Origin of the sequence: Lysinibacillus sp. NPDC058147 (assembly GCF_042884205.1) — a bacterium.
In the GTDB taxonomy this organism is placed as follows: domain Bacteria; phylum Bacillota; class Bacilli; order Bacillales_A; family Planococcaceae; genus Lysinibacillus.
In genome coordinates this window covers 648,565-674,481 of sequence record NZ_JBHVUJ010000002.1, presented here as the reverse complement: position 1 = coordinate 674,481, position 25,917 = coordinate 648,565, and the positions used below count along the sequence as shown (strand labels likewise).

The following is a 25,917-nucleotide window of genomic DNA, read 5'->3' as shown; positions in this document are numbered from 1 at the left end:
CTGTGGTGAAGTGTTGATTGTACGCGACATGGATGGCTAATGGGTGCTTTAGTCAAGTGGAGCAAAGTCTTTTAGACTTTGCTCCTTTTACATTTAAAAGTACTTCTGATAATACTCTTTCCTTAGCCTCCCGCTTAATTGAGCGTAGATCCTAGTTGTTTCGCTTTTCTCATGCCCCATAAGACTTTTATCTTCAATATGAACTATAACAAGGAGATAAGTTTTTATTCAATTAGAACAAATATTTACCCAAAATTAATAAGTACAGAATGATAGGCTTCATAGTAAACCACTAGCCATTCTGGTATCTTTTTATTATATTAATCGTCACTTTGTTAATACTAGAATATGAATACAGGGTATTGCAAAATAACAGAAACAATGGAGGTATGAAATTTGAAGATCCGAAGAATAGATCATGTGGGTGTAATCGTAAATGATCTCTCTGCCGCTAAAGAGTTTTTTCTTGATTTTGGACTTGAGGTAAAAGGGGAATGGGAAATGGAAGGAGATTTAATGGGATATGCAGTTGGGCTTGAAGACGTTAAAGTAGCTTGTGTAGGATTGGGAACGACAGATGGTCCGACATGGATAGAGCTAATCAAATTTTATACACCTTCAGATGAAAAAGATGATCAGAAACCCTTTGCAAATACACTTGGTATCCGACATATTGCATTTACTGTTGAAGATATTGAAGCTGTTGTTGCCAAATTGAAAAAGAAGGATACGGAAATCTTTAGTGAGATTCAGCAATATGAAGAAAGTTATAAATTATGCTATGTTCGTGGTCCTGAAGGAATTATTTTGGAGTTGGCTGAGGAAATCAAATAAATAATGTTAATAAAAATGAAAGTTCGACTCTTTGTTACTTTCTTTTAGTTTGTGAAGAAATTGTACATAAATTAACGGGTGAGATGATTTAACATCATTGAGTCACATATGTAGCTCTTTTTTCTTTCTTGAACTAACAATACAGTTAGTTCAAGAAATGGATTGTTACATAAGTTTATTATGTAGATGTGATGTGTAGATGACACAAGAAAAGGCGGTAAGTTTTAAGTGAAAGAATTAAGAGACTTGATTTCAACAAGAAAACCTGGAGTTACAGATTTTGATATAAAATCTGCAGAAGAAAAATTAGGTGCAGTTTTTCCCGAACAATACAAGGAACTTTTTAAATTAGTTAATAATGCCGAAATCGGCGAATGGACTCTTTTTCCGATCAAAGACCAAAAGAATCCTAAAAAAACTTGGGATGATGTCGTGAGGCAAAACCACGATGCAAAAGATGAAGAAATGTCTGGTGACCTAATAGTTATTGGTGATGATGGTACAGGGGATAAATTATGTCTTCAAGTTATAAACGGGAAAATGAATGATAATATTTATATTTGGGACCATGAGACCGCAAAAATAGAGGAATATACTTCAGATTTAAAGGGTTTTATTACATTGGATTCTGAAAACGGTGAGTTCGATGAAGATGAATAATGTCCATTAATAAGATAAACCCTTTTCCAAACAACTGAACTTTACTTCAATAAGGAGTAGAGCCTTTTCTTACTTAACTAACGGAGCAAGTTATCTCAATTTTAAAAGGTTGATATTACCATTTATGTGGTATTATGAATGTACTTTTAGAAGGGGTTGAGTGTAGTTGAGTAAAATGAAGCAGAGTACAAAATTAGATTTAGAGAGAATAGTTTTCATTGGGAGAACTTTTGAAGAGTATTTGGATATGTTCGTACTTTCAGAAGAAGAACTACGAGGAAAGAAAATACTTGATTGTCCAGCAGGAGCTTGTTCATTTACAGCCATTGGCAACAAATCAGGTTTTGATGTTACCGCTTGTGACATTGCCTATTATCATTCTGGTGAAGATCTAAAAAATAAAGGTCTTCAAGATATTGAACACGCAATGAAGCATATGGAAAAAGCTAAAAACAACTATAAATGGGGCTATTTTAAGGATATAGAAGGTCTTAGAAAACTTCGTTTAACGGCGTTACAAGATTTTGATAAAGATATGAAAAAATCGAGTGAAAGATATATACCTGTAAAATTACCTTCCTTGCCATTTAAGAATAATGAATTTGAAATTCTTCTCTCAGCACATTTTTTATTTATGTATGCAGATAGGTTAGATTATCAATTCCACTTAGAAACGCTAAACGAGCTGTTGAGGGTTACAAAAGAGGAAGTTCGTATTTTTCCTTTAGTTGATTTAGAGGGAAAAAGATATCAGCATTTAGACAAAATAATAAGTTATCTTGCTGACAATAACTGTACAGTTGAAGAAGTAAAAGTTCCATATGAATTTCAAGAAAATGCTGATTCAATGTTGAAAATAAAAAAAGGTTAGAAGAACAACGTTGGACGGTAATCTTTTTGAAGTAATTTTTAAAGCATTTCTAAATGGAGTTTTTGCATTTGTTGATAAAAAAAGATGAAGGTAATTATTTAATCAATCTAACATTTCAATAACCAACGCTTTTGAGAATCTAAAAGCGAGTAAATCGATGGTGATTTACTCGCTGTTTTATTATTAAGCTGTTTTCTCAAAGATCGTTGTTGTTAAAACTAAAAGGCAGAATTTAATCTACAAAATGTGTAGAATAAATTCTGCCTTTCTTCTTAAGGACAAGATCCAAAGAGGTTAAATTTGTTGTCTGTTTTTATTGAGTGTCTTCGTCACTTTTGTACTCCAAAATATCACCTGGCTGACAATTCAAAGTCTTACATATAGCTTCTAATGTTGAAAAACGAACCGCTTTTGCTCTCCCATTTTTCAGAATAGAAAGATTCGCCATAGTAATTCCAACCCTTTCCGAAAGCTCCGTTACGCTCATTTTTCGCTTTGCTAGCATCACATCAATATTAATAATAATTGCCATAATATCCACCTCAGATCGTCAAATCATTTTCTGATTTTATATTAATAGCTTCTTGTAGAAGTCGTTGGAGGATAGCAGCAAAAACGGCGATAATCAACGAAGCAAAAACGATGATGAATCCCATTATTCCAATAGGAGGGTCAACTTTCTTCGCTATAAAACGAAAGAGTGGCAAACCTAATACATACAAACCACTGATTATAATCGCACAGCACTTAATGTTCTTTAACGCCTTTACAGATAATTCCGAGAAAGCTTTGTTCTCGTCAATGTACCGTAAAAGATTAAAAGCCTGGTAGAGAGCAAAGTAAAAAGCCACAGCCGATCCATACATCACGACGAAAATGAGATATTTCATTGGGGAAAAATGTGGATACAATCTTGATGCGAAATTAGCCATATTTGGTACTAAAAATATACATAAAGCAAGAACTGCAATTCCAGCCAGAAAAATTATTACCTTCAAGAAAGTTGTTGAACCTCGTTTAACATTCATATTAAGCACCTCACTTATTTAATAACATTATAAATTTAACACACCATTTATCGTTTTGCGATAAATTAGTATTGTTTTTTATTATAATAATATTGTTATTGGTATATCCTTCAAATTTTTACATTCAATAATTCACTAAAAACTCGACCCAAAACTAATGGACCGAGTTATAAATTTGTTTTTATTTATTCGATTTTCATTTATATAGTTGAATTTCAGCACCCGACTTTGTTATCATTCGACATCAACTAAATGGCTCCATTAGTAGAATAGCAACAATCTATACGAAAACAGCCTATTATTAATTTGCTTTTAACGGAATTTTCTGTTGATTTATTACGAAGGGTTATGTCACACTATATTAGTGGGATTATATTCCATTTTTTTACGAAAGGAGATGTTTTTAATGACAACTTATATGGTATTGGTGGTTTTACTTTAACCGAAATCGGGCATAGTAAATTCCAATTTTTGATTATAACTTGGAATGAGAGCACCCGGGAATATCACCCGTGATTTTTGCTATGCCGTAAACAGTAACCTTTCGTGAATACTGCTGTTAGCGGGATACGATGAAGGTTGTATTCCTTTTTGCTTATAGTCGACTTTTGACTTTTCTCTGCGAAACAGCAGCTTCTTAGGATGCGGCTTGTTCGCGGTATTTTTATGCCCAAAAACAATTTTAGGAGAGGATCGGTCTAATGATTGATTTGAAACAATACGGCTATATCGAAGCCGAAACGCCGCCGATAGGTTTAATACCAGGAAGGGTTACAGAACTACAGCGAGAGCAATATACCGTCATCACCGAACAAGGAGAAGTGACGGCTGTATTGAAGGGCGCCTTCTACTACACTATGGCGACTCGGGAAGATTTTCCGTGCGTTGGCGATTTTGTATTTCTGAAATACAACGAAAACGGTGCTTCGCGCATTGCCAAATTGCTGCCTCGCCGCTCGAAATTTTCTCGCGCTGACTATTCTGGACACGCAGTAGGGTATGTCAAAACCATACTGGAGCAAGTCGTAGCAGCGAATTTTGATTACGTATTTATCGTGTCGTCCCTAAACTGGGATTTCAAGGTCAACCGCATAATGCGCTACCTGACACAGGCACGGCAGAGCGGCAGTCAGCCTGTCGTAATCTTAACAAAAGCTGACTTGGTCACGGATTTCAGCGCACAGTTAGCTGAAGTTCAGAAAGCCGCTTCAGATGTGCCAGTACACGCAGTCTCCAGCCACACAGGGAATGGTTTAGAAGGGTTGAACGAATATCTCCAACCAGGAAAAACCGTAGTATTACTCGGCATGTCTGGTGTGGGAAAATCTTCGTTGCTAAACGCCTTAATGAATCAGGAAGTGATGACTGTCAAGGCTATCCGCGAGGCCGACAGCCGAGGCCGGCATACAACAACGCATCGTCAGCTTTTCATGCTCCCTTCCGGTGCGATGGTTATTGATACGCCTGGTATGCGTGAACTTGGACTGTTTGGTGTGGACGACGGGATCAGCGCGGGATTTAACGATGTGGAGGAATTATTTACACAGTGTCGCTTCAATGACTGCCGGCATCAGACGGAGCCGGGGTGCGCAGTTCTTGCCGCCATTGCCGATGGATCATTGGCACCAGAGCATTGGGAGCGTTACCTTGTACAGAAGCGGGAAAACAAGTTTGTGGATGATAAATCGAAGTATCTCATGGATAAACGGGCATGGCAAAAGTCGATTGCCATGCGACATAAGGGTAAAAAGGGAGGATACAAGAAATGAACAACCAGGATGAAAAGTTAGTAAAGCCCGAAATACTGGAACATGTTTTGAGTAAAATGCTCGACAAGACGATAATCCGCGCAGATTATCAACTTCAAGAGTTGCAAGGCGGGACAATAGGAGTTGTTCGGCTTGTAACAGGCATGGCTGAAACTTCTGATGGTGAAAATCAGCCGTATAAGATAGTTTGGAAAACTCAGAAAAAATTTGAGCGTTATGGTGATCCGGATTCATGGCGTCGGGAATACGACCTCTATGCATCGGATTTCAAAAAGGTTTTCTTCGACTCGTTCCGTTGGCCGGAGTGTTATCACGCTGAGATAAATGGCGATGAGATTCAACTGTGGATGGAATATATTGAAGGTGTGTCAGGCTTAAATCTAACCTCGGAAATGTATGAACGTATAGCCGAAGAATTGGGTCGATTTCAAGGCAGGTTGTACACTGAACGACCAAAAGAATTGCAGAATTTGCCCAATTTAAGCAAGGTGGAGTTTATGAAAAACTACTATCTGCATTATCGGTCATGGAATGTTTTGTATGATTATATACGTTCCGATGACTGTGAAATCCCGAAGGACCTGTGTAAAATGCTCATAGACTTAGATAACAATGCGGACGAAATTTTCAGTCGAATTGAAAAGCTACCAATAGTGTTTTGCCACAGAGATTTTTGGGTGGCAAACATATTCTATTCGGATAGTAAAATCGTTCTTATCGATTGGGATACCGCCGGATGGGGTTACATGGGCGAAGATATCGCGAGTTTAATAACTGATGAAGCGGACGTCTATCATATGGTTGAATACTACCAAAAATGCATTCCGGCATATTACAGGGGTTTTTCGGAATATGCAGATGTATCCCATATATCCGATCATTGTATCTATGAACTAATTCTTGCGATGTTCGGATACAGACTAGTGGAGTGGTATAAATTCGCTGAGTCGCCCGAAGATAAATCAATGCACCTTAATACCTTGCAAAAAATCTATGAGATGAGAAATAAGTAGATAAATATAATTATTGTGTCATTACGTGTAAACAACTGGATGAAAGTCATATCATTTTAATATATAGAATTTTGTGAAAAAATCACTTGACATTCACTTGATGGTTTTTACACTGACGCATGTGGAATATAAGATTTTCAAAATAAGAAAGTAGAGAAAGTAGAGAAAGTAGAGAAAGTAGAGAAAGTAGAGAAAGTAGAGAAAATAAATGAAAACAACTAATTATTTCTTAATGAATAATAAGAGTTTTGTTTATTCTATTTATTAGAGCTAAAGGTTACAAAACCCTTTAGTTCTTTTTTTGCAATAATTTTATAAGTAAAAGAATCTATTTACTATAATAAACAATTCAGTATGTTTGTTGTTAAATTAGAAAGGAAGAAGGATAATTATGGTTTCTTTTAGTACTTTGATAGCTTTTGCACTTGTTTCACTTGGGATGGTTTGTTCGCCGGGACCGAATATGGTGTATCTAATTTCTCGTTCTATTACACAGGGACGTATGGCGGGATTCATATCACTTTTAGGTATAATGTTAAGTTTTTTAGGCACTCCTGGTAAAGACTTAAGATTAATGGCTGTCATTGGTAAAGGAGATGACGATGATATTACCAAGTTGAATTTAGAGGATATGGATAATGAAATGGACTATAATGAGACACATTCTGACAACAAAAAGAGACCTAGATAGTTGTCAAGGTCTCTGTATTATGTAACTGAAATTTTTAGAAACGATATTCAGCTAATCGCTATCTGAGTACTCCAAAAACTATCGAACATGATGATAGTTTTTGGAGTACGTGTTTTTATTCACATAATAGAATTTGACGTAAAAACGATTGCTTCTTAGCAACGCATCGATCTGATATGACAAAACCTGCATCTACTATCATGTCATCAATTGTTTCAATAGTAACGACAATAACCTTATCGGCAATCCGACGAGCATGTTTTATAATATCAAATTGATCTTCTGGTGATGAATGGGTAAATAAGTTATACGGTAAATCAATGATGGCGACATCATAGTGTTCCTTTACCTCGGAGATTGGACCTACTGTAATTTTGCCTGTTAATCCAAAATAAGCGATGTTCTCTCGGGAACCTTTGCAAACATTGTAATATATATCTCGTCCTTCAATATTAATTCCCATGGAAAGGGCTTCAATTACTACTGTCCCTATACCACAACAAGGATCGATCGCCCGAATATTTTGAGGTTGGGGAACTGCGATATTCGCAACGGCACGAGCTACTCTAGTACTAAGTGCCGTTGAATAACTGTTTGGTTTGTGTAAATGTTTACGCCAAATAGATTCACTCTTCATATACTTTCCGAAATACCAAATTCCCTCTATTAAAATGAGACCAAATACAATTTCAGGATGATTTAGGTCGGGTTCTCCATCAATACATAATCCTATCTCACGTTCGTTTAATCGACGCTCAGACTGAGGGATTTTCTTCGTTTCACCTAGATCCATGTCATTTAAACAAACCACTTTAAAAGTTGCTCCATCTATGTTTACAGCCTTCACCAATGTTTTGATGTTCTCTACGCTATTATCTTCAAATAGCACTTCAATTCTATCTTGTATAAAAGGGCTACGGCTTGGATCAATTTTAATATCGCTTATTATATAGTTTGATTGGGAATCAAAACTAAAAAATGAACGCATCTCCATTCTACATAGATCGTATTCGTCAACATGATGTACATATGTGTATATAAATTTACTTTTATTTTGTTCGTTACTCAATTGTCTATCATCCTTTAATATTGTTATTCACTTAATTTCTCTTCATTAGCTGGTGTCCAAACATCCGCTGAAAGAAGTTATTGATTGTTACTTTTAGTAGCCAATGAAAACTGACTGAGCTATCCATCTCTTTTAATAATAGAATAACACATAAAGAATGCCTCGGCTCTAATATGTAAATTGCCCATATGCAGAAAATAAAAAATACAATCCAATTGTTGACAAGATAGGTTTATTCCAATAAACTCATTTACATAAGGTTTACTGTAATAAACTTATTAAGGAGGACGATTAGAATGGAACCATACAAATTGTTCGATGCTGAATACAAATTTGCATGCTTGATTTGGGATAATGAACCAATTAATTCTACTGATCTTGTCAAGCTGTGCGAAACAGAGCTTGGGTGGAAAAAATCCACGACCTATACCGTTTTAAGGAAATTGTGTAAGCGGGAAATCCTAAGAAACGAGAAAGCAACGGTAACATCTATTGTTAAGAAAGAGGACGCACAGAAATACGAGAGTCAGATAGTTGTTGAAAAATCCTTTAATGGTTCCTTGCCGCAGTTTTTAACTGCTTTTCTAGGTGAAAAGGTACTTTCTAATGAGGAAGCTGAAGAGTTGAAGCGGATTATTGAGGAGGCAACTAAAGAATGAACCTGTTTCTAATAATCCTTAATATGAGCATTACAGCAAGTTTTGTCGCACTTGCTGTGATCATTGCGAGACTTCTATTGAAGCGCGCTCCTAAAATATTTTCTTATATTCTATGGGTGGCCGTTGCCATCAGACTGATCACTCCCGTTAGTTTTGCTTCAAGCTTTAGTATATTACATCTCGTAAAACCCCAGGATACAACTGGCACGGGCTTCATGGAATTTGTGCCAGAGGAAATTGGTATGAAAGAAACACCTATTGTGGATGTCGGAATTAAAGAAGTAAACCATTTTATAAATTCATCCCTTCCGGTGGCTACTGCCACGGCAAGTGTAAATCCTATGCAAATAATTATATGGATTGCCAGTGTAATTTGGATATCAGGTGTAGTCATTCTGTTGCTTTACAGCATTATATCGTACTTAAAAATATTAGTTAGGGTTCGCACAGCGACACTTGTCAAAGATAATATCTATGAGACTGACCAGATTGCCACACCCTTTGTACTTGGTTTTATAAATCCGAAAATATACATCCCAATCGACATGAGTGATCATGAGCTGTCTTACATTTTACTCCATGAGCAAATTCATATTAAGAGACGAGATTATTTAATAAAACCTTTGGCATTTATGATGCTTATCATTCATTGGTTCAATCCACTAATGTGGTTGTCTTATGCGCTAATGAGTAAAGATATGGAGATGTCCTGCGATGAAAGTGTCGTAAACAAGATGGGGAATCAGATTAAACGAAGCTATTCAACCTCATTACTTACTCTTGCCGTCAAAAAAGGGTTACCAACTGGAAGTCCGCTTGCTTTTGGAGAGAGTAATGTGAAAGCAAGAATTAAAAACATTCTTACTTATCGTCAAGCTTCTAAGAGGACGATTGCAGCGTATATGCTTGTTATTGTGGCTTTAGTTGTAGGATGTACAGCCAATCCCAAACCTCAGCAATCGCTTCATGGTTATAATATTGATCAGTTAATGGAGAACAAAACACTTTATGTAGGTAACGCTACTAAGGTAGGCGGACTCATCAATGGAATGCCCAATCCAACAGATTCTAAATGGAACATGGCACTTCAAACGAAAGCTCAGCCTTATGGAGTGACGATCAATTATGTAATGAACGATTCGAATCTCGGGAAAGAAGAAGAGATAAAGGGCGAAGTTTTTCATCGGAATGCCATTCTACTCTTAGGCCTGATTGATAACGTCGATAGTATAACTTGTTCGATTGTTGATAGCTCGGGTCAAAGTGATGATATAGTAAATAGCTATACGTTTACAAGAGAGCAGGTAGACAAAATAGTTGGAGAGGATGTTAGACATTTCGCCTCGGACGAAAAAAGCCTCCGACAACTAATTAATCGTTTAGATAGTATGCCCTTTAGTGGAAACAGCAAGAACCCTTAATGTTTTCATGAATAATATGTACCCTTTATGATGACTGAAAATTCGTAATAAAGTTTGGTGAAAATCACTTCATTTTTTTGAGAGGTGATTTTTTTATTGGATATATATGTTAAGATTAATTTGAAAATTGGAAAAAGAACTAAAACTAAAAATTTTGTAGCTGTTGAGTAGAATGATTTGGATAACATTCTTATACGGGAGCTTTTCCTATAGAGTTAAATTGCTGAAAAAAGATAGGGAAATATGAAGTTGGATAATAAATTAAATTGACTAAAAGGATCATAAAATGGAAAAAATAAATGAAATCATTGATGTACTTATTAATAAAGGTTTAGTCATAAATGATCATCTAGAATTGAAAGGGTTAAAAAGTGGTACAACGGATGGCATTTTATATACTATCCTTATAAAAAATATACCAACCTATGTGATAAAGGTTGACCATCCTAATATAATAATTTCCACTGAGGAATTCCTACTAGCCTATAAAGATGTGGAATTGTTGCCGGATGTTCTTTACACGGATCATAAAAAAGAATTTATCACTTACTCTTATATCCCTGGAGAAACCCACTATAATCGAGGATCGAAATTAGAATGGATGAAGATTTTAATTAAAGAGTTGTTCAATAATTATGTGAAGGTGGATAACGACATTTCTTGGGGAAGAATAAATGGGGTTCCTAGAAACTCCTGGTCAGACTTTAACCAAAGTAGTTTTGAGTCTGCAAAACTGAACATAGGGAAGCTCTTACCGAATGAGGACCATAAAAGAGTAGAGTTGTTATTAAATAGATTAAAAACTGATCACAATCAAGAGGAGAAGTATTATCTTCACGGGGATACTGGTGTTCATAATTTTGTTTACTCTCGTAATCAGTTAAAAGGAGTTATTGACCCATCACCTTTAATCGGTTCAAAAGTTTACGATTTTACCTATGCGTTTTGTTCTTCACCAGATAGTCTAGATTTGCATACACTTTTTTCATCGTTTTCCTTGTGGAACGGGAATACATCCTTTACGAAGGAACGACTTTTGGATGAAGTTGTCTTTCAATTATATACACGTATTGGCGTATGTATTAAAGTTCATCCGCACGATCTAAATGGTTATATGGAAGCCTGGGAGGAGTGGAGGGAGTATCTTCCCTCCAACTTATAGTGGCAACCTATTTCACGGTAGGAGAAAATATAAGAAAAGACCTCTAATTATTTGATTTTATGTCCCACAATTACAGGAGGGTTCTAAAATGGTTGTAAAAGAAGATATTTTACATAGAAAGGGAGCTAGAAAGGCTAGCGATATCCCAAACGAAGTTTTAATCTTGCTGAATCAAGGAAAAATAGAGAGTGTTAATTTAACGGAATGGCAAGCTGTTCACCATACTACTTTATTAAAAAATGTTCTACCATCAATAGGGCTAGAAGAAAAGTTAGAATATATACTAACTGAGGTAGAGAAGCAAAAAGTTGAAACGGGAATGAAGGCCATACGTTTAATTGGAAGTTTATTAGATACTGTCTTAATGGATGAAAGTGCAACCAAAAGAGAGGAGCTAATCACAATATGCGCTCATCACGTATCTGATAGTGTCCGATGTTGGGCGGCATTTATGAATAGAAACAACGATTATTCTTTAGAGGAGAAGCTATTGTATATCCGCACTTTCGCAGCAGATCATCATTTTGGTGTTCGGGAAATTGCTTGGATGTCAATTAGAGAGGATCTCTCAGCAAATATTGAGTATAGTGTAGACTTGTTAACAGAGTGGGCGAAAAGTGAAGATGAAAACATTCGTAGATTCAGTTTAGAATCAATTCGTCCTCGCGGAGTATGGACAAAGCATATTGAAGTTTTAAAGGAAGAACCGCAAATCGCACTTCCAATTCTAAATTTACTAAAATCAGATTCAGCAAAGTATGTTCAAGATTCTGTTGGCAATTGGTTAAATGATGCTAGCAAAACTCAACCAGAGTGGGTAACCAACCTATGTGATGAATGGCAAAAAGAATCTCCAACTAAGGCAACTGAGAGAATCATTAAAAAAGCTCAAAGAACAATTATAAAAAGTTAATTGGCTATTGAAAAATTATTATGGAGTTTTTGAATTGCTTGCATATTAGAGCATTTTATACTGCCTTTGAAGATAAATAGCAGAGAAGTCTATTATGCCTTAAATTTTCACTATAACAATCATCAAGCCGAACAAGCAAATGGTATTAATCCCATTGCTTGTTCATTTTGTTTTCCTGATTGCTAATTATAATGTGAAACTAATCGCAATAAACATTATCACAGAAAAAATAAGCGAAAATGGGCTTTATAGTATATAGATGTAATTGATATGACAAGAGAACTAATAATGACGACAATACGTAATAATATAATCTGTTTTTTCGCTTGGACTTGAATAATAGAAAATAAATAAGACAAACAAAAAAATAGTAGATACTAATAATCGGGAATTCCAAAATAAATTATTTTAAAAATAAAAATGAGTAACACTATATATTTTAAACATTTGTTAAAAATGTTTAATAAAATAACACTCCTTATTATTAAGGGATTAACATATATTGTAAAAAATAAAGCATTTTAGTTTTCAATCTTTAATTGTCTATAGGATAATGATTAAATGGCAAAATATTAGAGAGAATACTTCAAAAAGGAAGTGCAAAAAATGAATCTAGAAATGGTGATGCAGGAGCTTGAGGCTCTTGGCAAGGAACGAACTAAAAAAATGTATATTTCCAATGGTGCGCATGAGCCGCTTTTTGGCGTGGCAACAGGTGCGATGAAACCAATAGCTAAGAAAATAAAAATAAATCAACCATTAGCTGAAGAACTTTATGCCACAGGGAATTACGACGCAATGTACTTTGCAGGCATTATTGCAGATCCAAAGGCGATGACTATGTCAGATTTTGAACGGTGGATGGATATAGCATATTTTTATATGCTGTCGGATTATGTGGTAGCAGTAACTTTAGCGGAAGCAGATATTGCACAAGAAGTTGCTGATAAATGGATCGCAAGCGGTGAAGAGCTGAGAATGTCAGCGGGCTGGAGTTGCTACTGTTGGCTTTTAGGGAATCGTTTAGACGATGAATTTTCCGAGAGCAAAATTGCCAATATGATTGAAATTGTGAAAAATACGATTCACGAATCGCCAGAACGAACGAAATTTGCTATGAATAATTTTCTATACACTGTTGGTCTTTCATATTTACCGCTCCATGAAAAGGCTGTCAAAATTGCAAAGGAAATAGGTCCGGTAGAAGTAAAACGAGATAATAAAAAAAGTAGTTTCTTGCACGCTTACGAAAGTATTCAAAAGGACGTAGAAAAAGGAAGAGTTGGTTTCAAACGTAAATATGTAAGATGCTAAACAATAGCCGGAGCACCACGAACATTACTTATTTATCGAGAATGCCTCTGCTTTCGTACAAAAAACATTTGTAGGTCTAAAGGCTTCGGTGGATGTCATGGAATCGGCTTTGTACAAGCACAAAGCCGATTCTGGACGTAATTATTCCGAGGCATAATTGATACTAAAGGACAGTTTTTCTTAGAAGTTGTTAAGCTGAAAAACAATTTTATTTTCCAAAAGGTTGGTCAATATAAGGACCCTTCACTGTAATTTTCATTAACTGAGTAGCCATAAATTTTGGTGAATAAAGCATATCGTTTTCTAACCACCAAACGATTACCTCAAGAAAGGCAGCAGCAAAATATCTGACAGCCATTTCGCGTGGTACTGTAAGTTTTTTATCATCAGGCTGCATGAAGTTGATCCCATTTGAGATGAAATTAATGATGATTTCCTTTATGCCTGAAGAAAAATAAGGAATGTCTTTTTCAGTTAAAAACACCTTATATAATTTGCTATTTAAAGAAATTTGCTCGAATAAATGTATGAAAGTATCGTGTGGCTCATCTTCATTTTTTAAAAAATCAATTTCCGTCTTGTCTTCAAATGTGACGTTAATATTGCCCATTAAATCATTTAAAATTTCCTCTGAGCTCTGATATAGAAGGTCAAGCTTATCGCGATAATGTAGATAAAAAGTAGCGCGATTTATGGTCGCTCGCTCTGTAATATCTTGTACCGTAATCTTGTCATAGCCTTTTTCCTCAATTAATTCCACAAGTGCGTCCCTTAATAATTGGCGAGTCCTCATAACCCGAGGGTCCATTTTCTGTTTTTTATTCGACATTTTCAAGCTCCTTGTCTTATTTTTTCTATTTTTACAACACTAGATATAAGTTCGTTGATAAAGCATCGAATCTATTGAATGTGTTGTTTGCTCTTTTGAAGAGTATTGATATACTTATATTAACGACATCGTGTCGATAATACAACTAGTTGTTAATATGTTCATGAATTAGTCATTTTATTAGATGCTATTTTATTTTAGAAGGGAAGTTTTAATATGGGTCGTTTAAATGGAAAAGTAGCCATTATTACAGGAGCAGCAATGGGAATGGGAGCTTCTGAAGCAAAATTATTTGCTCAAGAGGGAGCAAAAGTTATCGCAACAGATGTTCAAATCGATGCATTGAACCAATTAGTAAAGGAAATTAAAGAAAGTGGCGGGGATGCTATAGGGATCCAACATAATGTGACATCTGAAGAAGAATGGAAATCCGTCATTGCTGAAGCAGTGAAAACATATGGAAAAGTAGATGTACTTGTTAACAATGCAGGTGTTTCTTCACCAAAAACGATTGCCAACATGGAAATGGATGAATGGAATAAAATAATGGACATTAACTTAAATGGTTGCATTATTGGCATGAAATATGTGATTCCTGAAATGCAAAAAGTAGGTGGAGGCTCTATTATTAATATTTCATCTATTGGTGGTATTGTTGGTATGGCAGGTACAAGTCCATATACAGCGGCTAAAGGAGCACTTCGAGTACTATCAAAATCAGCTGCAATTGAATACGGAAAAGATAAAATCCGTGTGAATTCGGTACATCCAGGTATCATCGTTACACCAATGACAGCACCAACGATGGAACAAGGAGGAGCACTTCCATTCTATAAAACGTATACACAGCTTCCATACTTTGGTGCACCAGAAGATGTAGCTTATGGCGTTGTATTTTTAGCATCTGACGAATCACGCTTTATGACAGGTGCTGAATTAATCATTGACGGCGGTTGGACAGCTATTTAATAAAAATCAATTAAACTAGAGAAAAAAACTAGGTTTCACATAGGATGTGAGCCTAGTTTTTTGTGATTTATAAGACTTCTCTCGTGAGCAAAGGACAAAGAATAACCGCTCAGGTCCAGGATAAAACTAAAACTGATCGGGTCACCTGAAGAACTGCTCAGGTCCAAGAGAAAACTGATCGGGTCGCTCGAAGAACTGCTCAGGTTCAGGATAAAACTGATCGGGTAACCCGAAGAACTGCTCAGGTCCAGGATAAAACTGATCGGGTCACCTGTAGAACTGCTCAGATTCCAACGAATACAGCCCTTCACGACATAAAAGCGGAATCCTACACAATTCAAAGTAATCCCCGTCTGAAATAGATAAAAAATTCAAAAAAAGAATAGCTTGACATCATCCTAAATAGCACAAACATCACAATTATTTCTGCATATCATAATGGGGAAAGCGTTTTCTTCAATTAATATAGAAGAAAGGCACTACAATTTAATCAAATATGATGAAAATCACTTGCTAATTTAAGTAAGCACAAAAGGGTTCGTGCATGATGTACACTTCATTATTTGTTTTATTACGATACTTAAAAGAGAAGGGTATGAAACCTTGATTGGCTAATCTTTTTGGGATAGTCATTCCGAAAAATTTCGACTTGTTGTAAAAATAATCCACATCCTGCTGTTAAGTGCTACATCTTATCTTTATACAAACAAAATTGTTCATATTGATATCCACATTTATATTCGTAAAGACGTGAAGTGGTTTGTCATGTCAGATCAAGCGTTAAAAAATTCTGTAAATTTGATGATTTCAGCTAGTTCAGACAAATATTTGTACAAATATAGGAATTCTGCGAAAAAATTTTGCAAAAACCTTAACTATTTCATACGAAATCCGTATAATAAATCAAACAGTGTGAAAATTGTCCATTTTCTATCGATTAATTGCGTGAATTTTTTAAATTGTATTGACGTAAGAGACGATAATTTGTACACTGTGTACATTCAATTGTTTTTTGGAGGAATACAATCAATTAAAAAAGTTAGGATTTGATGGTTATGATCGTATGTAAATTTGGTGGAACATCTGTAGCAAGCGCAGAACAAATTCAAAAAGTAGCAAACATTGTAAAATCTAATCCGGCACGTAAAATCGTAGCCGTTTCTGCACCTGGGAAGCGTTCTGGTGACGATATAAAGGTAACTGATCTATTAATTAATTTAGCAATGGCAGCATTAAAAAATGAAGATATTGAGGAAGAATTGCAAATCGTTGTGCATCGCTATAAGGCGATTGCGGATGGTTTGGAGTTAGATCATACAATTTGTGACGTGATCGCTGAAGATTTACGTGAACGTGTACAAGGCGATAAATCGAATGAGGAATTATTTATCGATAGCATTAAAGCGGCAGGGGAAGACAATAATGCGAAGCTAATCGCTACTTATTTTAATTCAATCGGTATGCCGGCGCGTTACGTAAGCCCAAAAGATGGGTTGGTCGTCAATGATTTACCTGAACGCACGTATGCTTTACCAGAGGCTTATGTAAATTTAGCGCCTCTAAAATATACCAAGGAAATTATTGTATTCCCAGGTTTCTTCGGTTACACTAAAGCGGGCATACTGCGTACATTTGACCGCGGTGGCTCTGATATTACAGGCTCTATTTTAGCAGCCGCTGTTGAAGCAGAGCTTTATGAAAACTTTACGGATGTGGATTGTGTGTTTTCCGCAAATCCGAAAGTTGTGAATGATCCAGTGGAAATTAAAGAAATTACGTATCGCGAAATGCGTGAATTATCCTATGCAGGCTTTTCCGTTTTCCATGATGAAGCGCTAATGCCTGTTTACAAGATTGGGGTGCCCGTTAACATAAAAAATACAAATAATCCATCAGCCCCAGGTACTCGTATCGTACCAAGACGTTCTGTAACAGGACGTCCGGTTACAGGTATCTCGGCAGACAGTGGCTTTTCAACTTTATATGTGTCTAAATATTTGATGAATCGTGAAGTAGGCTTTGGCCGTAAGCTTCTACAAATTTTAGAAGATGAAAATATTTCATATGAACACACACCGTCTGGTTTAGACGATATTTCAGTCATAATGCGTTCAAATCAAATAACACTAGATAATGAAGAAAGAATTATTTCTCGTGTGAAAAATGAGTTAAATGCGGATGATGTGCAAATGCGTCATGGTTTCTCTATGATTGTTATTGTAGGCGAAGGCATGCGTAATAACACAGGTCTAGCGGCACGTGCTGCAACTGCGATTTCAAAAACAGGTGCTAATATAGAGATGATTAATCAAGGTTCATCTGAAGTTAGTCTAGTATTCGGTGTGCTACAAGAATATGAAAATCAGATTTTACAAGCACTTTATGGGGAATTTTTTGCACATGTGAGAGTGTAAGGAAAGAAAGCTTAATCGGTGGGGATTCTTAATCCCCACTGAACGGGAATTATTTGTCCTACCTAACTTCTTTGCTTCGGTAAATTTTTTAGGTGGGAGTTTTGTACCTCATTCTTCGCCTTCGTTAACGGATAAATGACTGCCCGTTTACGGCGCTAATCCTTGAACTGGATTAGTGTTTTCTTTTTGACGAGAATACGGTAAAATCGAGGGCGTATAGATTGGAGGTCTTTCTTTTGAAAAAATTATCGATTGGTATGTTTCTATCAATGATTGGCATACTATTTGTTTGTTTAACGATCATGGATATTTTACCGTCCTCGACAAAAACAATGAAAATTGTCTATATCGGTATTGGTTGGGTATTTATTATCGCGGGATCCATTGTTCGTTTTAAAACTTTAAAACAAAAGCAATAACGGAATATATCTCAAAATTGGATTGTGATAAAACACGGATTTATGATACAATTTCAAAAAAATAAATAATTTGATTATTATGAAGTTGTAATGCTGTACGCAAATTCACATGATTTATATTTGGGATAGATTATTAATTAAAGAATAAACAGTACAAATTCTTCTTTGTAAGAATTTGTTTTTTTATTTTTTGTTATATATTGAATAGGAGGCGAGATAATGCCAGTACTACGTAAGGGCGATATTCATATTTCCGACCATTATGTTGCCGTCCAAACAGATTCACCAATGAAGGTAGTATCCTCAGCAGTACATAATCCGGGCTTTGGCTTTTATACACATTTGATGAATCGTTCAGTGCCTTATACGTATGATGAACGCAAACCACAGGAGGAATTACAAAGGTTTTTACAGTCTGAGGGTTTTCCGATTGACAATACAGTTGCGATGATGACGGCCGTCTATGCTAGATATGCAACAATTCGTGAGTTTACATATGAAGGAATTCATCTTGTCATCATGATTACGGCAGGTCTTGGCAATGCCGTCGATATTACGCGTGCCTTTCATCGTCAGGAGCAGTATCATGCTGGGACTATTAATACGTGGGTTTTGATAAATGGGAGATTGTCGGATGAAGCTTTATTTCAGGCAATGATTTCTACGACAGAGGCTAAGGTCAAAGCACTTATGGATGAGGGTATAACAGATCCAACAACGGGTACACAAGCTACAGGTACTTCAACGGACAGTTTGTTAATTGCTTCAACAGAGGAAGGCGACTACCATCAATATGCTGGACCGATTACGATGCTTGGAAAAGTCATTGGCCATGGTGTTTATGAAACGATGCGTGAAGCCATTCAAAAATATAAAAAAGACAAAGAGGAGAATCCTTTATGATGGCTCTGGTGATTGCCTGTATCATTGGCCTTGTTTTTGATTTAATCGTTGGTGATCCTCCTAAAATGCCTCATCCAGTACGCTGGATTGGAAAGCTCATTCAATCTCAAACAGAATTATGGAATAAAGGAAGAATGAGAAAATTCCGTGGTATGGTGATGTCACTCGCTGTAGTAGGCACAACGATGTTTGTTGTGACAGCTATTATGCTACTAAGCTATCAAGTTAGCCCACTATTTGGCATACTGGTAGAGGGATTACTAATTGGGATTGGACTAGCACAACGTAGCTTAAAAGAAGCGGCGATGGCTGTCTATGAACCGCTCGTTAAAGGCGATTTTGCTGAAGCTCGGGTGAAGCTTTCTTGGATTGTCGGCCGTGATACGAAGAAACTTGACGAGGATGAGATTGTTCGTGGTGTAGTGGAAACGGTGTCAGAAAATACGAGTGATGGTGTAACAGCTCCTTTATTTTATGCTTTCTTATTTGGTGCAATAGGATTATGGGGCTATAAGGCCGTCAATACATTAGACTCTATGATTGGCTATAAAAACGAAAAATATAAAGATTTTGGTATGTTCGCTGCAAAGCTAGATGATGTACTGAATTTTATTCCAAGCCGATTAACAGGTCTTTTGATGGTGCTAGGTACGAAAAATGAAACAAACGTGTCTCTCGGTAAGCGCTTAAAACGTTGGGCACAGGATGCGAAAAAACATCCAAGTCCTAATAGTGGTTATTTAGAAGCAGCTACAGCTGTCCAATTAGGGGTACAGCTTGGTGGAAAAAATACATATCAGGGTGTCGTTTCTTATCGAGCGGTAATGGGCGAGAAATTAGTTCCATTAACAAAAGAACATATTGCAACGTCAGTGATTCATATGCGCATTGCGACCTTGCTCTTTACGCTTGTTATGTTAGCAGTGGAGGTGTTAATTTTTGCAATTACCTAATCACGGAGCAAATCCGCAAAATGTTTATCATCAGCTTGGACTTAATATGCCCGAAAAGGTGTATGATTTTAGTGAAAATGTTAATTCAGCGGGGCCACCCCCATTTGTGGAGGCGCGTTGGCGGACGTTTTATCCGCTTATTCAACGTTATCCAGATCCGGACGGTGAGCCGTTTTTATCAAAGGTGGCAGCTTTTCATGATGTTCAGAAAGATTCTGTATTACTAGGTAACGGTGCATCCGAGCTTTTTAGTGTTCTAGTTAGACGTTACGCAAATAAGCGTGTTATTATCGTGCATCCAACTTTTTCAGAATATGAACGAACATTACGAGCAGCAGGCGCTGAAATTGTGCCTGTCGTTGTAGAGGATTTTGTCCATTACACATTGCCGATGGAGCATCTGAAGCATGAAATGGCGAACGCAGATGCATTATATATTTGTACACCGAACAATCCGACGGGAGTGCTTCCGAAGAAAGAGGAGCTTCTCCAATTAATTTCTCACGGTGCAAACGTCCATTGTGAGCTTGTAATTGACGAGGCATTTATTGACTGGGTAGATGAAGCCTATTCTTTAATCCAGTATGTGACAGATAATCCTCATGTGATAGTCGTTCGTTCGATGACAAAAATGTATGCAATCCCTGGATTACGTCTAGGCTATTTAGTAGCGAGCCCAAAAGTTGTTGTAGAGCTAAAGTTTATCCTACCGCATTGGAATTTGAATGCCTTTGCCCTCGTTATAGGGACAGGTTGTTTAGATGAACATGTATATTGTAAGCAAGCTATTGCCTATGCTAAAAATCAACGGGAATCGCTACAGAACTATTTACAAGAAAATGGTTGTCAGGTGACAAATAGTGTAACGAATTATGTATGTTTTGCATTACCGAAAAATCAGCAACCAGATACATTTTTTACATACTGTTTATCAAAGGGCGTCGTGCTACGCCATACAAAAAACTTTATGGGCTTAAATGGTGAATGGTTCCGTATAGGAATTAAAGATATTACGGCTATGACGTATTTACAGAATTGTTTGCAAACGTGGTTTAACGCAAATTAGGGGTGACAAAGGTGACGACTTTTTATTTAATAAGACATGGTGAAACGATGTGGAATAAAGAGCAGCGGCTACAGGGATGGTTGGATTCGCCACTATCCGAGAAGGGTATTGCACATGCAGAAAAACTTCGAGATCATTTGAAAAATTTCTCTTTTACTGCGGCGTATAGCAGTTCAAGTGGCCGTGCTAAGGAAACGTTGAACATTCTTCTTGCTGATCGACAGCTTCCAATCTATTATGAGGATAATTTACGGGAAATTTTTTTAGGAGATTGGCAAGGAAAAACAGTCGAGAACATTATGACTACGCATCGCCTTGATTATGAACTATATACCGATTATCCCGGACAATTCGTTGCAACCCATACGGAAAGCTTTGGTACGGTAACAGAACGAGCAATGTTTACATTAAAGAAAATTGCAGAAAAATATCCCGAAAACAATGTTTTAATTGTGTCTCATGCTGTAACGATTAAATGCATCGTTAACGCCATTTTAGGGCGAAGCATCAATCAGCTGTGGGCAGAACCATTTATTAATGGTACAAGTGTCACGATTATTGAACAAGTCGGACCGCAATGGCTAGTGAAAGAGATCGGAAACACTCAACATTTACAATAGGAGGCGTAACTATGCCACTGATTTTCATTACAGGGGGAGTACGCAGTGGTAAATCCCACTTTGCTGAAAAAGCGGCTGTTACTCACTATCAAACAGAGTTTAACCAAGCACAACGACTTATTTATATTGCTTCTGGAGTAGCGTTGGACAATGAGATGGAGAAGCGAATAATGCGCCATCAGGCAGACAGACGTGCGCAAAACATTGAGTGGCTGACGATAGAAGCACCCTATGACATGGCAGATACATTGCATAAACTGTCCGATGGAGATGTCGTGTTATGGGATTGTGTTACAACATGGCTGACGAATGCTTTTTACGAAGGTTTTGACACGGGAACGCCCTGCGTGGATCAACCCGGTTGTTTAGAGCAAAAGCTTGATAGTTTAAAAGAGGAGGTAGGGACGTTACTTGAGAAAAGGGTGACGTTTTTTATCGTCTCGAATGAATTATTCGATGAGCCTCCATATTCTAGCGAGGAAGTAGAATTATACCGACAAACGCTTGGGAGATTACATCAATGGTTCGTTTCTATAGCAAATGAGGCGTATGAAATAAATTATGGTGTCTTAAAGAAATGGAAATAATAAATGACGAAGAAGGAAGGCAAGTCGATGAAAAATTTCTGGCATAGCATACAACTTGCGTTTCAATTTTTTACAGTATTGCCGGTACATAAAGAAATTCCTTTAACGAAGGCAACTATAACAGGGATGTTCGCCTTTTTGCCATGGGTAGGGGCGCTCATGGGCACCGCAGTGGCAACGGTGATTTATAGTTTAACAGAATGGACGGCAAGCAGTGAGATCTTGCTTTCTTTTGTGATTGTTGGACTATTTGCCTTTTTTACTGGTGGTTTACATTTAGACGGTTTTATTGATATGGGGGATGCTTATTTTTCGTATCGGGACCGTGAGAAGCGGCTTGAAATTTTAGATGATCCACGTGTTGGCGCATTTGGAGTGCTATCCGTGTTATTTTTAGTGCTTGGAAAATTGGTCATACTGCATGAGCTATTCGTCCAGCATAAGTTAGCGCTGTGGATGCTTGTGTTTATTCCGTTATTAACACGAGTGGGCATGAGCTTTTATTTTATGTCGCTCAAGTGCTCGAAAGAAAAGGGGCTAGCCTACTTTTTTAAAACACATATTAAGCCGGGATTACTTATTTGCTTTATGCTTATCACATTAGTTGTGGCGTATAGTAGCTTGTTGTTTGTCATAGGTTTCTCAATTGTTCCACTTGTGTTGATGGCTGTATTAGCGATTGCCTTTTTAGTCTTTCGGCAATTTACAGTGCGCAACTTTGGTGGCGTTTCTGGGGATTTACTCGGTGCATCAATTGAAGGAATGGAGGTTGTATTGTGGGTGACGTTGTTATTGTGCACTTAATGAGACATGCACCAACAAAGGAAAATTTGGAGAAGCGATATATCGGCTGGACAGATTCTTCATTAGCTGATGCATCTATATTGACTATTGTAGATCCAAATGTCACGAAGGTGTATGGTAGTGATTTGCTGCGCTGTAGGGAAACAGCTGCCCATTATTTCCCGAATGCAACATATGTGTCTGATAGGAGATTTCGAGAGTCGAACTTCGGGGAATTTGAAGGGCAAACATATGAGGAATTAAAAACGGATAGTCGCTATTGTGCGTGGTTAGATGACCCCGTTCTGTCACCACCTCCAAAGGGGGAAGGCTTTGATGCTTTTTGTGCGCGAGTCATTGGAGGATTCACTGCATTACCAAATGGTGAAGATGTTTATCATCTCGTTGTCCATGGGGGAGTTATTCGGGCACTTCTTGTAAAATTTGCACCGACTGAGCAAACTTTTTGGTCGTATCAAACACCGCATGATAAAATGTTTTCTTTAACGTTTACAAGAAAGGCTTGGGAGGAGGGAGCGAGATGCATGTCTTTATCGGAGGCGCCTATAGTGGAAAAACCGACTATGTCATGAACTTGCTTGCAGGTCAAAAAGTTGAGCTAGTTGATGGCAATATACCTGATGACAGCCCAGCCTGTGATGTGTTAGTTATTAAAAATATAGAAAAGTGGCTCGTGACACAAAATCTTGAGGAGGATGAACCCCTTGTCAAAACCATTTTGACAAGACTAAAGACTCTTGAAGAAAATTGTGCCGTCTATATAATAGTGACCGATATGGGACGTGGAGTTGTGCCAATGGAAAAACAGGCTCGACTGTTGCGTGATACATGTGGACGTTTGTACCAGGCATTATTTGCTGAAGCCGAACAAATCGTACGCATTTGGTACGGTATTGGGGAACAAATCAAATGATATAGATTTGAAAAATTTAGAAGGCTTTTCATTAAAAATCTTTGGGTTGATTTTTTTAAAACCTATGCTATGTATATTAGTTGATTGGAGTGGAGACTGGGTGACTCCTTGGGATTAGCAATAGAGGAATGAAGGCTAAAACCATCACGTCCTGTGATAACGCCTTCGTGACCAACATCGGTGCTGTTGCTGTCGCTACGTTGCACTACGCTTTCGCGCAAAAAACATCTGTTGGCCCGAGACCCTGGAGCGAGCATAGCGAGTGAAGCGGCTCATCAGACGCCCCCAGGAAGCTTTGCTCTGCGCGAAAGCGAAACGTCAGCGATAAAAGCACCCTGCCGGAACGGAAATCAACCACTCGTTATAATGAATAGCCAAATATTAAAGGAAAGAGGAAATGGAATGGATCGACAAAGATTAATGAAATTGACGCTCACTGCCATGGTAGCGGCAATTTGTGCAGTGGGTGCAGTCATTAAAATCCCAACATTTATTTCAACTGCAGCGCTTGACTCTGCACCTGCATTGTTGAGCGTTGTCTTTTTATCTCCAGTATTAGCTGGGGTTGCGGGAGTCATTGGGCATTTTATTTCAGCCTTAACTACTGGCTTCCCTTATGGACCACTACATATTATTATCGCAGTAGAAATGTTTATTGTTGTATGGGTTTTTGGGGTCATGCATAAAAAAGGAATGCATTTCTGGAAATGGCCTGTGGCACTTATATTAAATGGCGTAGTGGCACCTTTACCATTTTACTTTATCATAAGTCCGGCATTTTACTGGGCTTCACTGACTAGTCTTCCATTGGCAACACTTGTAAATCTAGTGATCGTTGCCGTTGTGATGCCAATTCTCTCTAAGGTGTTTGTGCGTAAGGAAGGTCGAGTGCAATGAGAAATGCAATAAAAATAGGTGAGCTGTTTGCTACAACAGATAATGCCGCAGCAATTGGTGAAAAACCACAAGATGTTGTGTCTGCCCCAGACAAACTTACGGCATACTTCACGGCACGTGTTACTTTTTTAGAGCAACTTGCTGCAAATGCTTTACCAAGCCATATTTTACTCGCTAATTTTTCAGGGGATACTGCATGGTCTCGTTATGTTGCAGGCATTCAGCAGGTTTTTGACGAGGCGGGTCTTAATTGTCCGCAAATAGACGGTAGTACAGAGTCCAATATGCCGACTCTACAATCAGGTTTGTCTATAACGATGCTAGGTGAGCAGCAAAAACGCATAGCAACTAAGTATGAACAGCTTAGTTGGTACACCTATGGATTACCGCTTGTAGGCAATGAAATCCTTGCTCAGCCTGAAGATGTCGCACAGCTCCAACCTATTTTTCAGGCGTGGAAAGAGGGAATCGTGCAGCAAGTATGGCCAGTCGGATCAAAAGGTCTACAAGCCGAATTTACTCGACTTTTTGGCGAACAACAAGTCAAAAGTTCATTAGATGTTGAAAAATCGGCTGGTCCATGTGCAGTAGTTTTACTAGGAATACAGCCAGAAAAAGAGCAATTAGCACAAAAAAAATTTCCTAGAAATTTTGAAAAACTACGTAAAACTGCATTGTAATTGGGCTTGCATCGAGAAAATGTAGCACTTTATAACTTGTAAGGGGCAAAACGCCTATTGCAACAATAAACACAATATGTTAGATTTGTTTAGGAGTTAAAACACAATATATAGTATTTTGGACAAGCGGTACCAATATGGTTTAAAAGGGAATTCGGAAAAAGAGTCATCTTAGGCCGAAGCTGTCCCCGCAACTGTAAATGCTGACAAATGATAAATAGGCCACTGTGAAGAACGGGAAGGCCATCATTTGGACGAAGCATGAGCCAGGAGACCTGCCGAGTTGTTCAAGACAGCAACACATTCTTCGGGGATTGAGAAGTGGAGGCGAAAGATTTGTTCACTTCTTTGTGTCCATGTCCTTCATTTCCATTTCCGATTTTACAGCGATCACGTAACCGATAAATGTTGCGCGATCGCTTTTTGTGTTGTCTGGAGAAGGAAAGGGAGAGAATGTTA

General features: G+C 37.5%; 27 protein-coding genes, 1 pseudogene and 1 riboswitch. Of the genes and pseudogenes, 24 read left to right on the top strand and 4 right to left on the bottom strand.

Going from position 1 to position 25,917, the window contains the following annotated elements; all coding sequences use genetic code 11:
* Window positions 1–396: 396 nt before the first annotated feature.
* From ACFVT8_RS08785 to ACFVT8_RS08775, 3 genes are all read left to right on the top strand, one after another.
* The gene (locus tag ACFVT8_RS08785) at window positions 397–834 is read left to right on the top strand and encodes a VOC family protein (protein WP_387083230.1); all 438 of its coding nucleotides are present in this window, start codon (window positions 397–399) and stop codon (window positions 832–834) included.
* A 228-nt stretch (window positions 835–1,062) separates the two neighbouring features.
* Window positions 1,063–1,494 (top strand): SMI1/KNR4 family protein, encoded by a 432-nt coding sequence (locus ACFVT8_RS08780; protein WP_387083229.1) that lies wholly within the window; start codon window positions 1,063–1,065, stop codon window positions 1,492–1,494.
* A gap of 166 nt (window positions 1,495–1,660) precedes the next feature.
* On the top strand, window positions 1,661–2,365 hold the full coding sequence (locus ACFVT8_RS08775) for an SAM-dependent methyltransferase (protein WP_387083228.1): 705 nt from the start codon (window positions 1,661–1,663) through the stop codon (window positions 2,363–2,365).
* A 313-nt stretch (window positions 2,366–2,678) separates the two neighbouring features.
* On the opposite strand, the gene ACFVT8_RS08770 is transcribed toward ACFVT8_RS08775, so the two are convergent.
* The gene (locus tag ACFVT8_RS08770; protein ID WP_387083227.1) at window positions 2,679–2,897 is read right to left on the bottom strand and encodes a helix-turn-helix domain-containing protein; all 219 of its coding nucleotides are present in this window, start codon (window positions 2,895–2,897) and stop codon (window positions 2,679–2,681) included.
* A 10-nt stretch (window positions 2,898–2,907) separates the two neighbouring features.
* Window positions 2,908–3,393 (bottom strand): DUF2975 domain-containing protein, encoded by a 486-nt coding sequence (locus ACFVT8_RS08765; protein WP_387083226.1) that lies wholly within the window; start codon window positions 3,391–3,393, stop codon window positions 2,908–2,910.
* 701 nt (window positions 3,394–4,094) lie between these two features.
* Here ACFVT8_RS08765 and rsgA point away from each other — a divergent pair.
* The 3 genes and pseudogenes from rsgA to ACFVT8_RS08750 all read left to right on the top strand — a co-directional run.
* Entirely contained in the window at window positions 4,095–5,162 is a 1,068-nt protein-coding gene (gene rsgA / locus ACFVT8_RS08760) for a ribosome small subunit-dependent GTPase A (protein ID WP_387083225.1), read from the top strand.
* Window positions 5,159–6,175 carry an aminoglycoside phosphotransferase family protein gene (locus tag ACFVT8_RS08755; protein WP_387083224.1) on the top strand — a complete coding sequence of 339 codons (1,017 nt, stop codon included), beginning with the start codon at window positions 5,159–5,161 and terminating at the stop codon, window positions 6,173–6,175. Before rsgA ends, ACFVT8_RS08755 begins: the two co-directional genes overlap by 4 nt.
* Window positions 6,176–6,566: 391 nt before the next feature.
* Window positions 6,567–6,722 (top strand): annotated as a pseudogene (locus ACFVT8_RS08750) (LysE family translocator); the annotation flags it as partial.
* A 259-nt stretch (window positions 6,723–6,981) separates the two neighbouring features.
* Here ACFVT8_RS08750 and ACFVT8_RS08745 read toward each other — a convergent pair.
* On the bottom strand, window positions 6,982–7,935 hold the full coding sequence (locus ACFVT8_RS08745; protein ID WP_387083223.1) for a TRM11 family SAM-dependent methyltransferase: 954 nt from the start codon (window positions 7,933–7,935) through the stop codon (window positions 6,982–6,984).
* Between the two features lie 296 nt (window positions 7,936–8,231).
* Between ACFVT8_RS08745 and ACFVT8_RS08740 the strand changes: the two genes are divergently transcribed.
* The 5 genes from ACFVT8_RS08740 to ACFVT8_RS08720 all read left to right on the top strand — a co-directional run bounded on the left by ACFVT8_RS08740 (window position 8,232) and on the right by ACFVT8_RS08720 (window position 13,404).
* A complete protein-coding gene (locus ACFVT8_RS08740) occupies window positions 8,232–8,594 on the top strand; it encodes a BlaI/MecI/CopY family transcriptional regulator (protein ID WP_387083222.1) in 363 nt (120 codons plus the stop codon).
* Window positions 8,591–10,015: a M56 family metallopeptidase gene (locus ACFVT8_RS08735; RefSeq protein ID WP_387083221.1), complete on the top strand. Its 1,425-nt coding sequence runs from the start codon at window positions 8,591–8,593 to the stop codon at window positions 10,013–10,015. The genes ACFVT8_RS08740 and ACFVT8_RS08735 overlap by 4 nt, the downstream gene beginning before the upstream one ends.
* Before the next feature lie 286 nt (window positions 10,016–10,301).
* A complete protein-coding gene (locus ACFVT8_RS08730; protein ID WP_387083220.1) occupies window positions 10,302–11,177 on the top strand; it encodes a hypothetical protein in 876 nt (291 codons plus the stop codon).
* Between the two features lie 88 nt (window positions 11,178–11,265).
* Window positions 11,266–12,090 (top strand): DNA alkylation repair protein, encoded by an 825-nt coding sequence (locus ACFVT8_RS08725; protein WP_387083219.1) that lies wholly within the window; start codon window positions 11,266–11,268, stop codon window positions 12,088–12,090.
* Between the two features lie 606 nt (window positions 12,091–12,696).
* Window positions 12,697–13,404, top strand: a complete 708-nt coding sequence (locus ACFVT8_RS08720) for a DNA alkylation repair protein (RefSeq protein ID WP_387083218.1) — start codon at window positions 12,697–12,699, stop codon at window positions 13,402–13,404.
* Between the two features lie 208 nt (window positions 13,405–13,612).
* Here ACFVT8_RS08720 and ACFVT8_RS08715 read toward each other — a convergent pair whose 3' ends face one another.
* Window positions 13,613–14,233, bottom strand: a complete 621-nt coding sequence (locus tag ACFVT8_RS08715) for a TetR/AcrR family transcriptional regulator (RefSeq protein ID WP_387083217.1) — start codon at window positions 14,231–14,233, stop codon at window positions 13,613–13,615.
* A gap of 216 nt (window positions 14,234–14,449) precedes the next feature.
* Between ACFVT8_RS08715 and ACFVT8_RS08710 the strand changes: the two genes are divergently transcribed.
* From ACFVT8_RS08710 to ACFVT8_RS08650, 13 genes are all read left to right on the top strand, one after another.
* Window positions 14,450–15,202: a glucose 1-dehydrogenase gene (locus ACFVT8_RS08710; protein ID WP_387083216.1), complete on the top strand. Its 753-nt coding sequence runs from the start codon at window positions 14,450–14,452 to the stop codon at window positions 15,200–15,202.
* Window positions 15,203–16,257: 1,055 nt separating this feature from the next.
* Window positions 16,258–17,616: an aspartate kinase gene (locus tag ACFVT8_RS08705; RefSeq protein WP_387083215.1), complete on the top strand. Its 1,359-nt coding sequence runs from the start codon at window positions 16,258–16,260 to the stop codon at window positions 17,614–17,616.
* 236 nt (window positions 17,617–17,852) lie between these two features.
* Window positions 17,853–18,035, top strand: coding sequence for a hypothetical protein (locus tag ACFVT8_RS08700; protein WP_387083214.1), 183 nt, complete (start codon window positions 17,853–17,855; stop codon window positions 18,033–18,035).
* A gap of 219 nt (window positions 18,036–18,254) precedes the next feature.
* The gene (locus tag ACFVT8_RS08695; RefSeq protein WP_387083213.1) at window positions 18,255–18,938 is read left to right on the top strand and encodes an adenosylcobinamide amidohydrolase; all 684 of its coding nucleotides are present in this window, start codon (window positions 18,255–18,257) and stop codon (window positions 18,936–18,938) included.
* Window positions 18,935–19,891, top strand: a complete 957-nt coding sequence (cbiB, locus tag ACFVT8_RS08690) for an adenosylcobinamide-phosphate synthase CbiB (protein WP_387083212.1) — start codon at window positions 18,935–18,937, stop codon at window positions 19,889–19,891. Before ACFVT8_RS08695 ends, cbiB begins: the two co-directional genes overlap by 4 nt.
* Complete coding sequence (locus ACFVT8_RS08685; protein WP_387083211.1) at window positions 19,878–20,957, top strand: pyridoxal phosphate-dependent aminotransferase; 1,080 nt, start codon at window positions 19,878–19,880, stop codon at window positions 20,955–20,957. The genes cbiB and ACFVT8_RS08685 overlap by 14 nt, the downstream gene beginning before the upstream one ends.
* Before the next feature lie 11 nt (window positions 20,958–20,968).
* Window positions 20,969–21,577 carry a histidine phosphatase family protein gene (locus ACFVT8_RS08680; RefSeq protein ID WP_387083210.1) on the top strand — a complete coding sequence of 203 codons (609 nt, stop codon included), beginning with the start codon at window positions 20,969–20,971 and terminating at the stop codon, window positions 21,575–21,577.
* Window positions 21,578–21,588: 11 nt separating this feature from the next.
* Window positions 21,589–22,164, top strand: a complete 576-nt coding sequence (locus ACFVT8_RS08675; protein WP_387083209.1) for a bifunctional adenosylcobinamide kinase/adenosylcobinamide-phosphate guanylyltransferase — start codon at window positions 21,589–21,591, stop codon at window positions 22,162–22,164.
* 27 nt (window positions 22,165–22,191) lie between these two features.
* The gene (gene cobS / locus ACFVT8_RS08670; protein WP_387083208.1) at window positions 22,192–22,968 is read left to right on the top strand and encodes an adenosylcobinamide-GDP ribazoletransferase; all 777 of its coding nucleotides are present in this window, start codon (window positions 22,192–22,194) and stop codon (window positions 22,966–22,968) included.
* The gene (locus ACFVT8_RS08665; protein ID WP_387083207.1) at window positions 22,941–23,540 is read left to right on the top strand and encodes a histidine phosphatase family protein; all 600 of its coding nucleotides are present in this window, start codon (window positions 22,941–22,943) and stop codon (window positions 23,538–23,540) included. Before cobS ends, ACFVT8_RS08665 begins: the two co-directional genes overlap by 28 nt.
* Window positions 23,489–23,881 (top strand): bifunctional adenosylcobinamide kinase/adenosylcobinamide-phosphate guanylyltransferase, encoded by a 393-nt coding sequence (locus ACFVT8_RS08660; RefSeq protein ID WP_387083206.1) that lies wholly within the window; start codon window positions 23,489–23,491, stop codon window positions 23,879–23,881. The genes ACFVT8_RS08665 and ACFVT8_RS08660 overlap by 52 nt, the downstream gene beginning before the upstream one ends.
* Before the next feature lie 402 nt (window positions 23,882–24,283).
* Complete coding sequence (locus ACFVT8_RS08655; RefSeq protein ID WP_387083205.1) at window positions 24,284–24,778, top strand: ECF transporter S component; 495 nt, start codon at window positions 24,284–24,286, stop codon at window positions 24,776–24,778.
* Window positions 24,775–25,458, top strand: a complete 684-nt coding sequence (locus ACFVT8_RS08650; protein WP_387083204.1) for a hypothetical protein — start codon at window positions 24,775–24,777, stop codon at window positions 25,456–25,458. The genes ACFVT8_RS08655 and ACFVT8_RS08650 overlap by 4 nt, the downstream gene beginning before the upstream one ends.
* A gap of 110 nt (window positions 25,459–25,568) precedes the next feature.
* A riboswitch (cobalamin riboswitch) is annotated at window positions 25,569–25,756 on the top strand.
* Window positions 25,757–25,917 lie beyond the last annotated feature (161 nt).

Coding starts and splice junctions, on each gene's coding strand:
- ACFVT8_RS08695 (WP_387083213.1), top strand. CDS start 18,255: ATGCCAGTACTACGTAAGGGCGATATTCATATTTCCGACCATTATGTT.
- ACFVT8_RS08730 (WP_387083220.1), top strand. CDS start 10,302: ATGGAAAAAATAAATGAAATCATTGATGTACTTATTAATAAAGGTTTA.
- cobS (WP_387083208.1), top strand. CDS start 22,192: ATGAAAAATTTCTGGCATAGCATACAACTTGCGTTTCAATTTTTTACA.
- ACFVT8_RS08675 (WP_387083209.1), top strand. CDS start 21,589: ATGCCACTGATTTTCATTACAGGGGGAGTACGCAGTGGTAAATCCCAC.
- ACFVT8_RS08705 (WP_387083215.1), top strand. CDS start 16,258: ATGATCGTATGTAAATTTGGTGGAACATCTGTAGCAAGCGCAGAACAA.
- ACFVT8_RS08720 (WP_387083218.1), top strand. CDS start 12,697: ATGAATCTAGAAATGGTGATGCAGGAGCTTGAGGCTCTTGGCAAGGAA.
- ACFVT8_RS08655 (WP_387083205.1), top strand. CDS start 24,284: ATGGATCGACAAAGATTAATGAAATTGACGCTCACTGCCATGGTAGCG.
- ACFVT8_RS08715 (WP_387083217.1), bottom strand. CDS start 14,233: ATGTCGAATAAAAAACAGAAAATGGACCCTCGGGTTATGAGGACTCGC.
- ACFVT8_RS08650 (WP_387083204.1), top strand. CDS start 24,775: ATGAGAAATGCAATAAAAATAGGTGAGCTGTTTGCTACAACAGATAAT.
- ACFVT8_RS08710 (WP_387083216.1), top strand. CDS start 14,450: ATGGGTCGTTTAAATGGAAAAGTAGCCATTATTACAGGAGCAGCAATG.
- cbiB (WP_387083212.1), top strand. CDS start 18,935: ATGATGGCTCTGGTGATTGCCTGTATCATTGGCCTTGTTTTTGATTTA.
- ACFVT8_RS08725 (WP_387083219.1), top strand. CDS start 11,266: ATGGTTGTAAAAGAAGATATTTTACATAGAAAGGGAGCTAGAAAGGCT.
- ACFVT8_RS08770 (WP_387083227.1), bottom strand. CDS start 2,897: ATGGCAATTATTATTAATATTGATGTGATGCTAGCAAAGCGAAAAATG.
- ACFVT8_RS08660 (WP_387083206.1), top strand. CDS start 23,489: ATGCATGTCTTTATCGGAGGCGCCTATAGTGGAAAAACCGACTATGTC.
- ACFVT8_RS08740 (WP_387083222.1), top strand. CDS start 8,232: ATGGAACCATACAAATTGTTCGATGCTGAATACAAATTTGCATGCTTG.
- rsgA (WP_387083225.1), top strand. CDS start 4,095: ATGATTGATTTGAAACAATACGGCTATATCGAAGCCGAAACGCCGCCG.
- ACFVT8_RS08755 (WP_387083224.1), top strand. CDS start 5,159: ATGAACAACCAGGATGAAAAGTTAGTAAAGCCCGAAATACTGGAACAT.
- ACFVT8_RS08765 (WP_387083226.1), bottom strand. CDS start 3,393: ATGAATGTTAAACGAGGTTCAACAACTTTCTTGAAGGTAATAATTTTT.
- ACFVT8_RS08735 (WP_387083221.1), top strand. CDS start 8,591: ATGAACCTGTTTCTAATAATCCTTAATATGAGCATTACAGCAAGTTTT.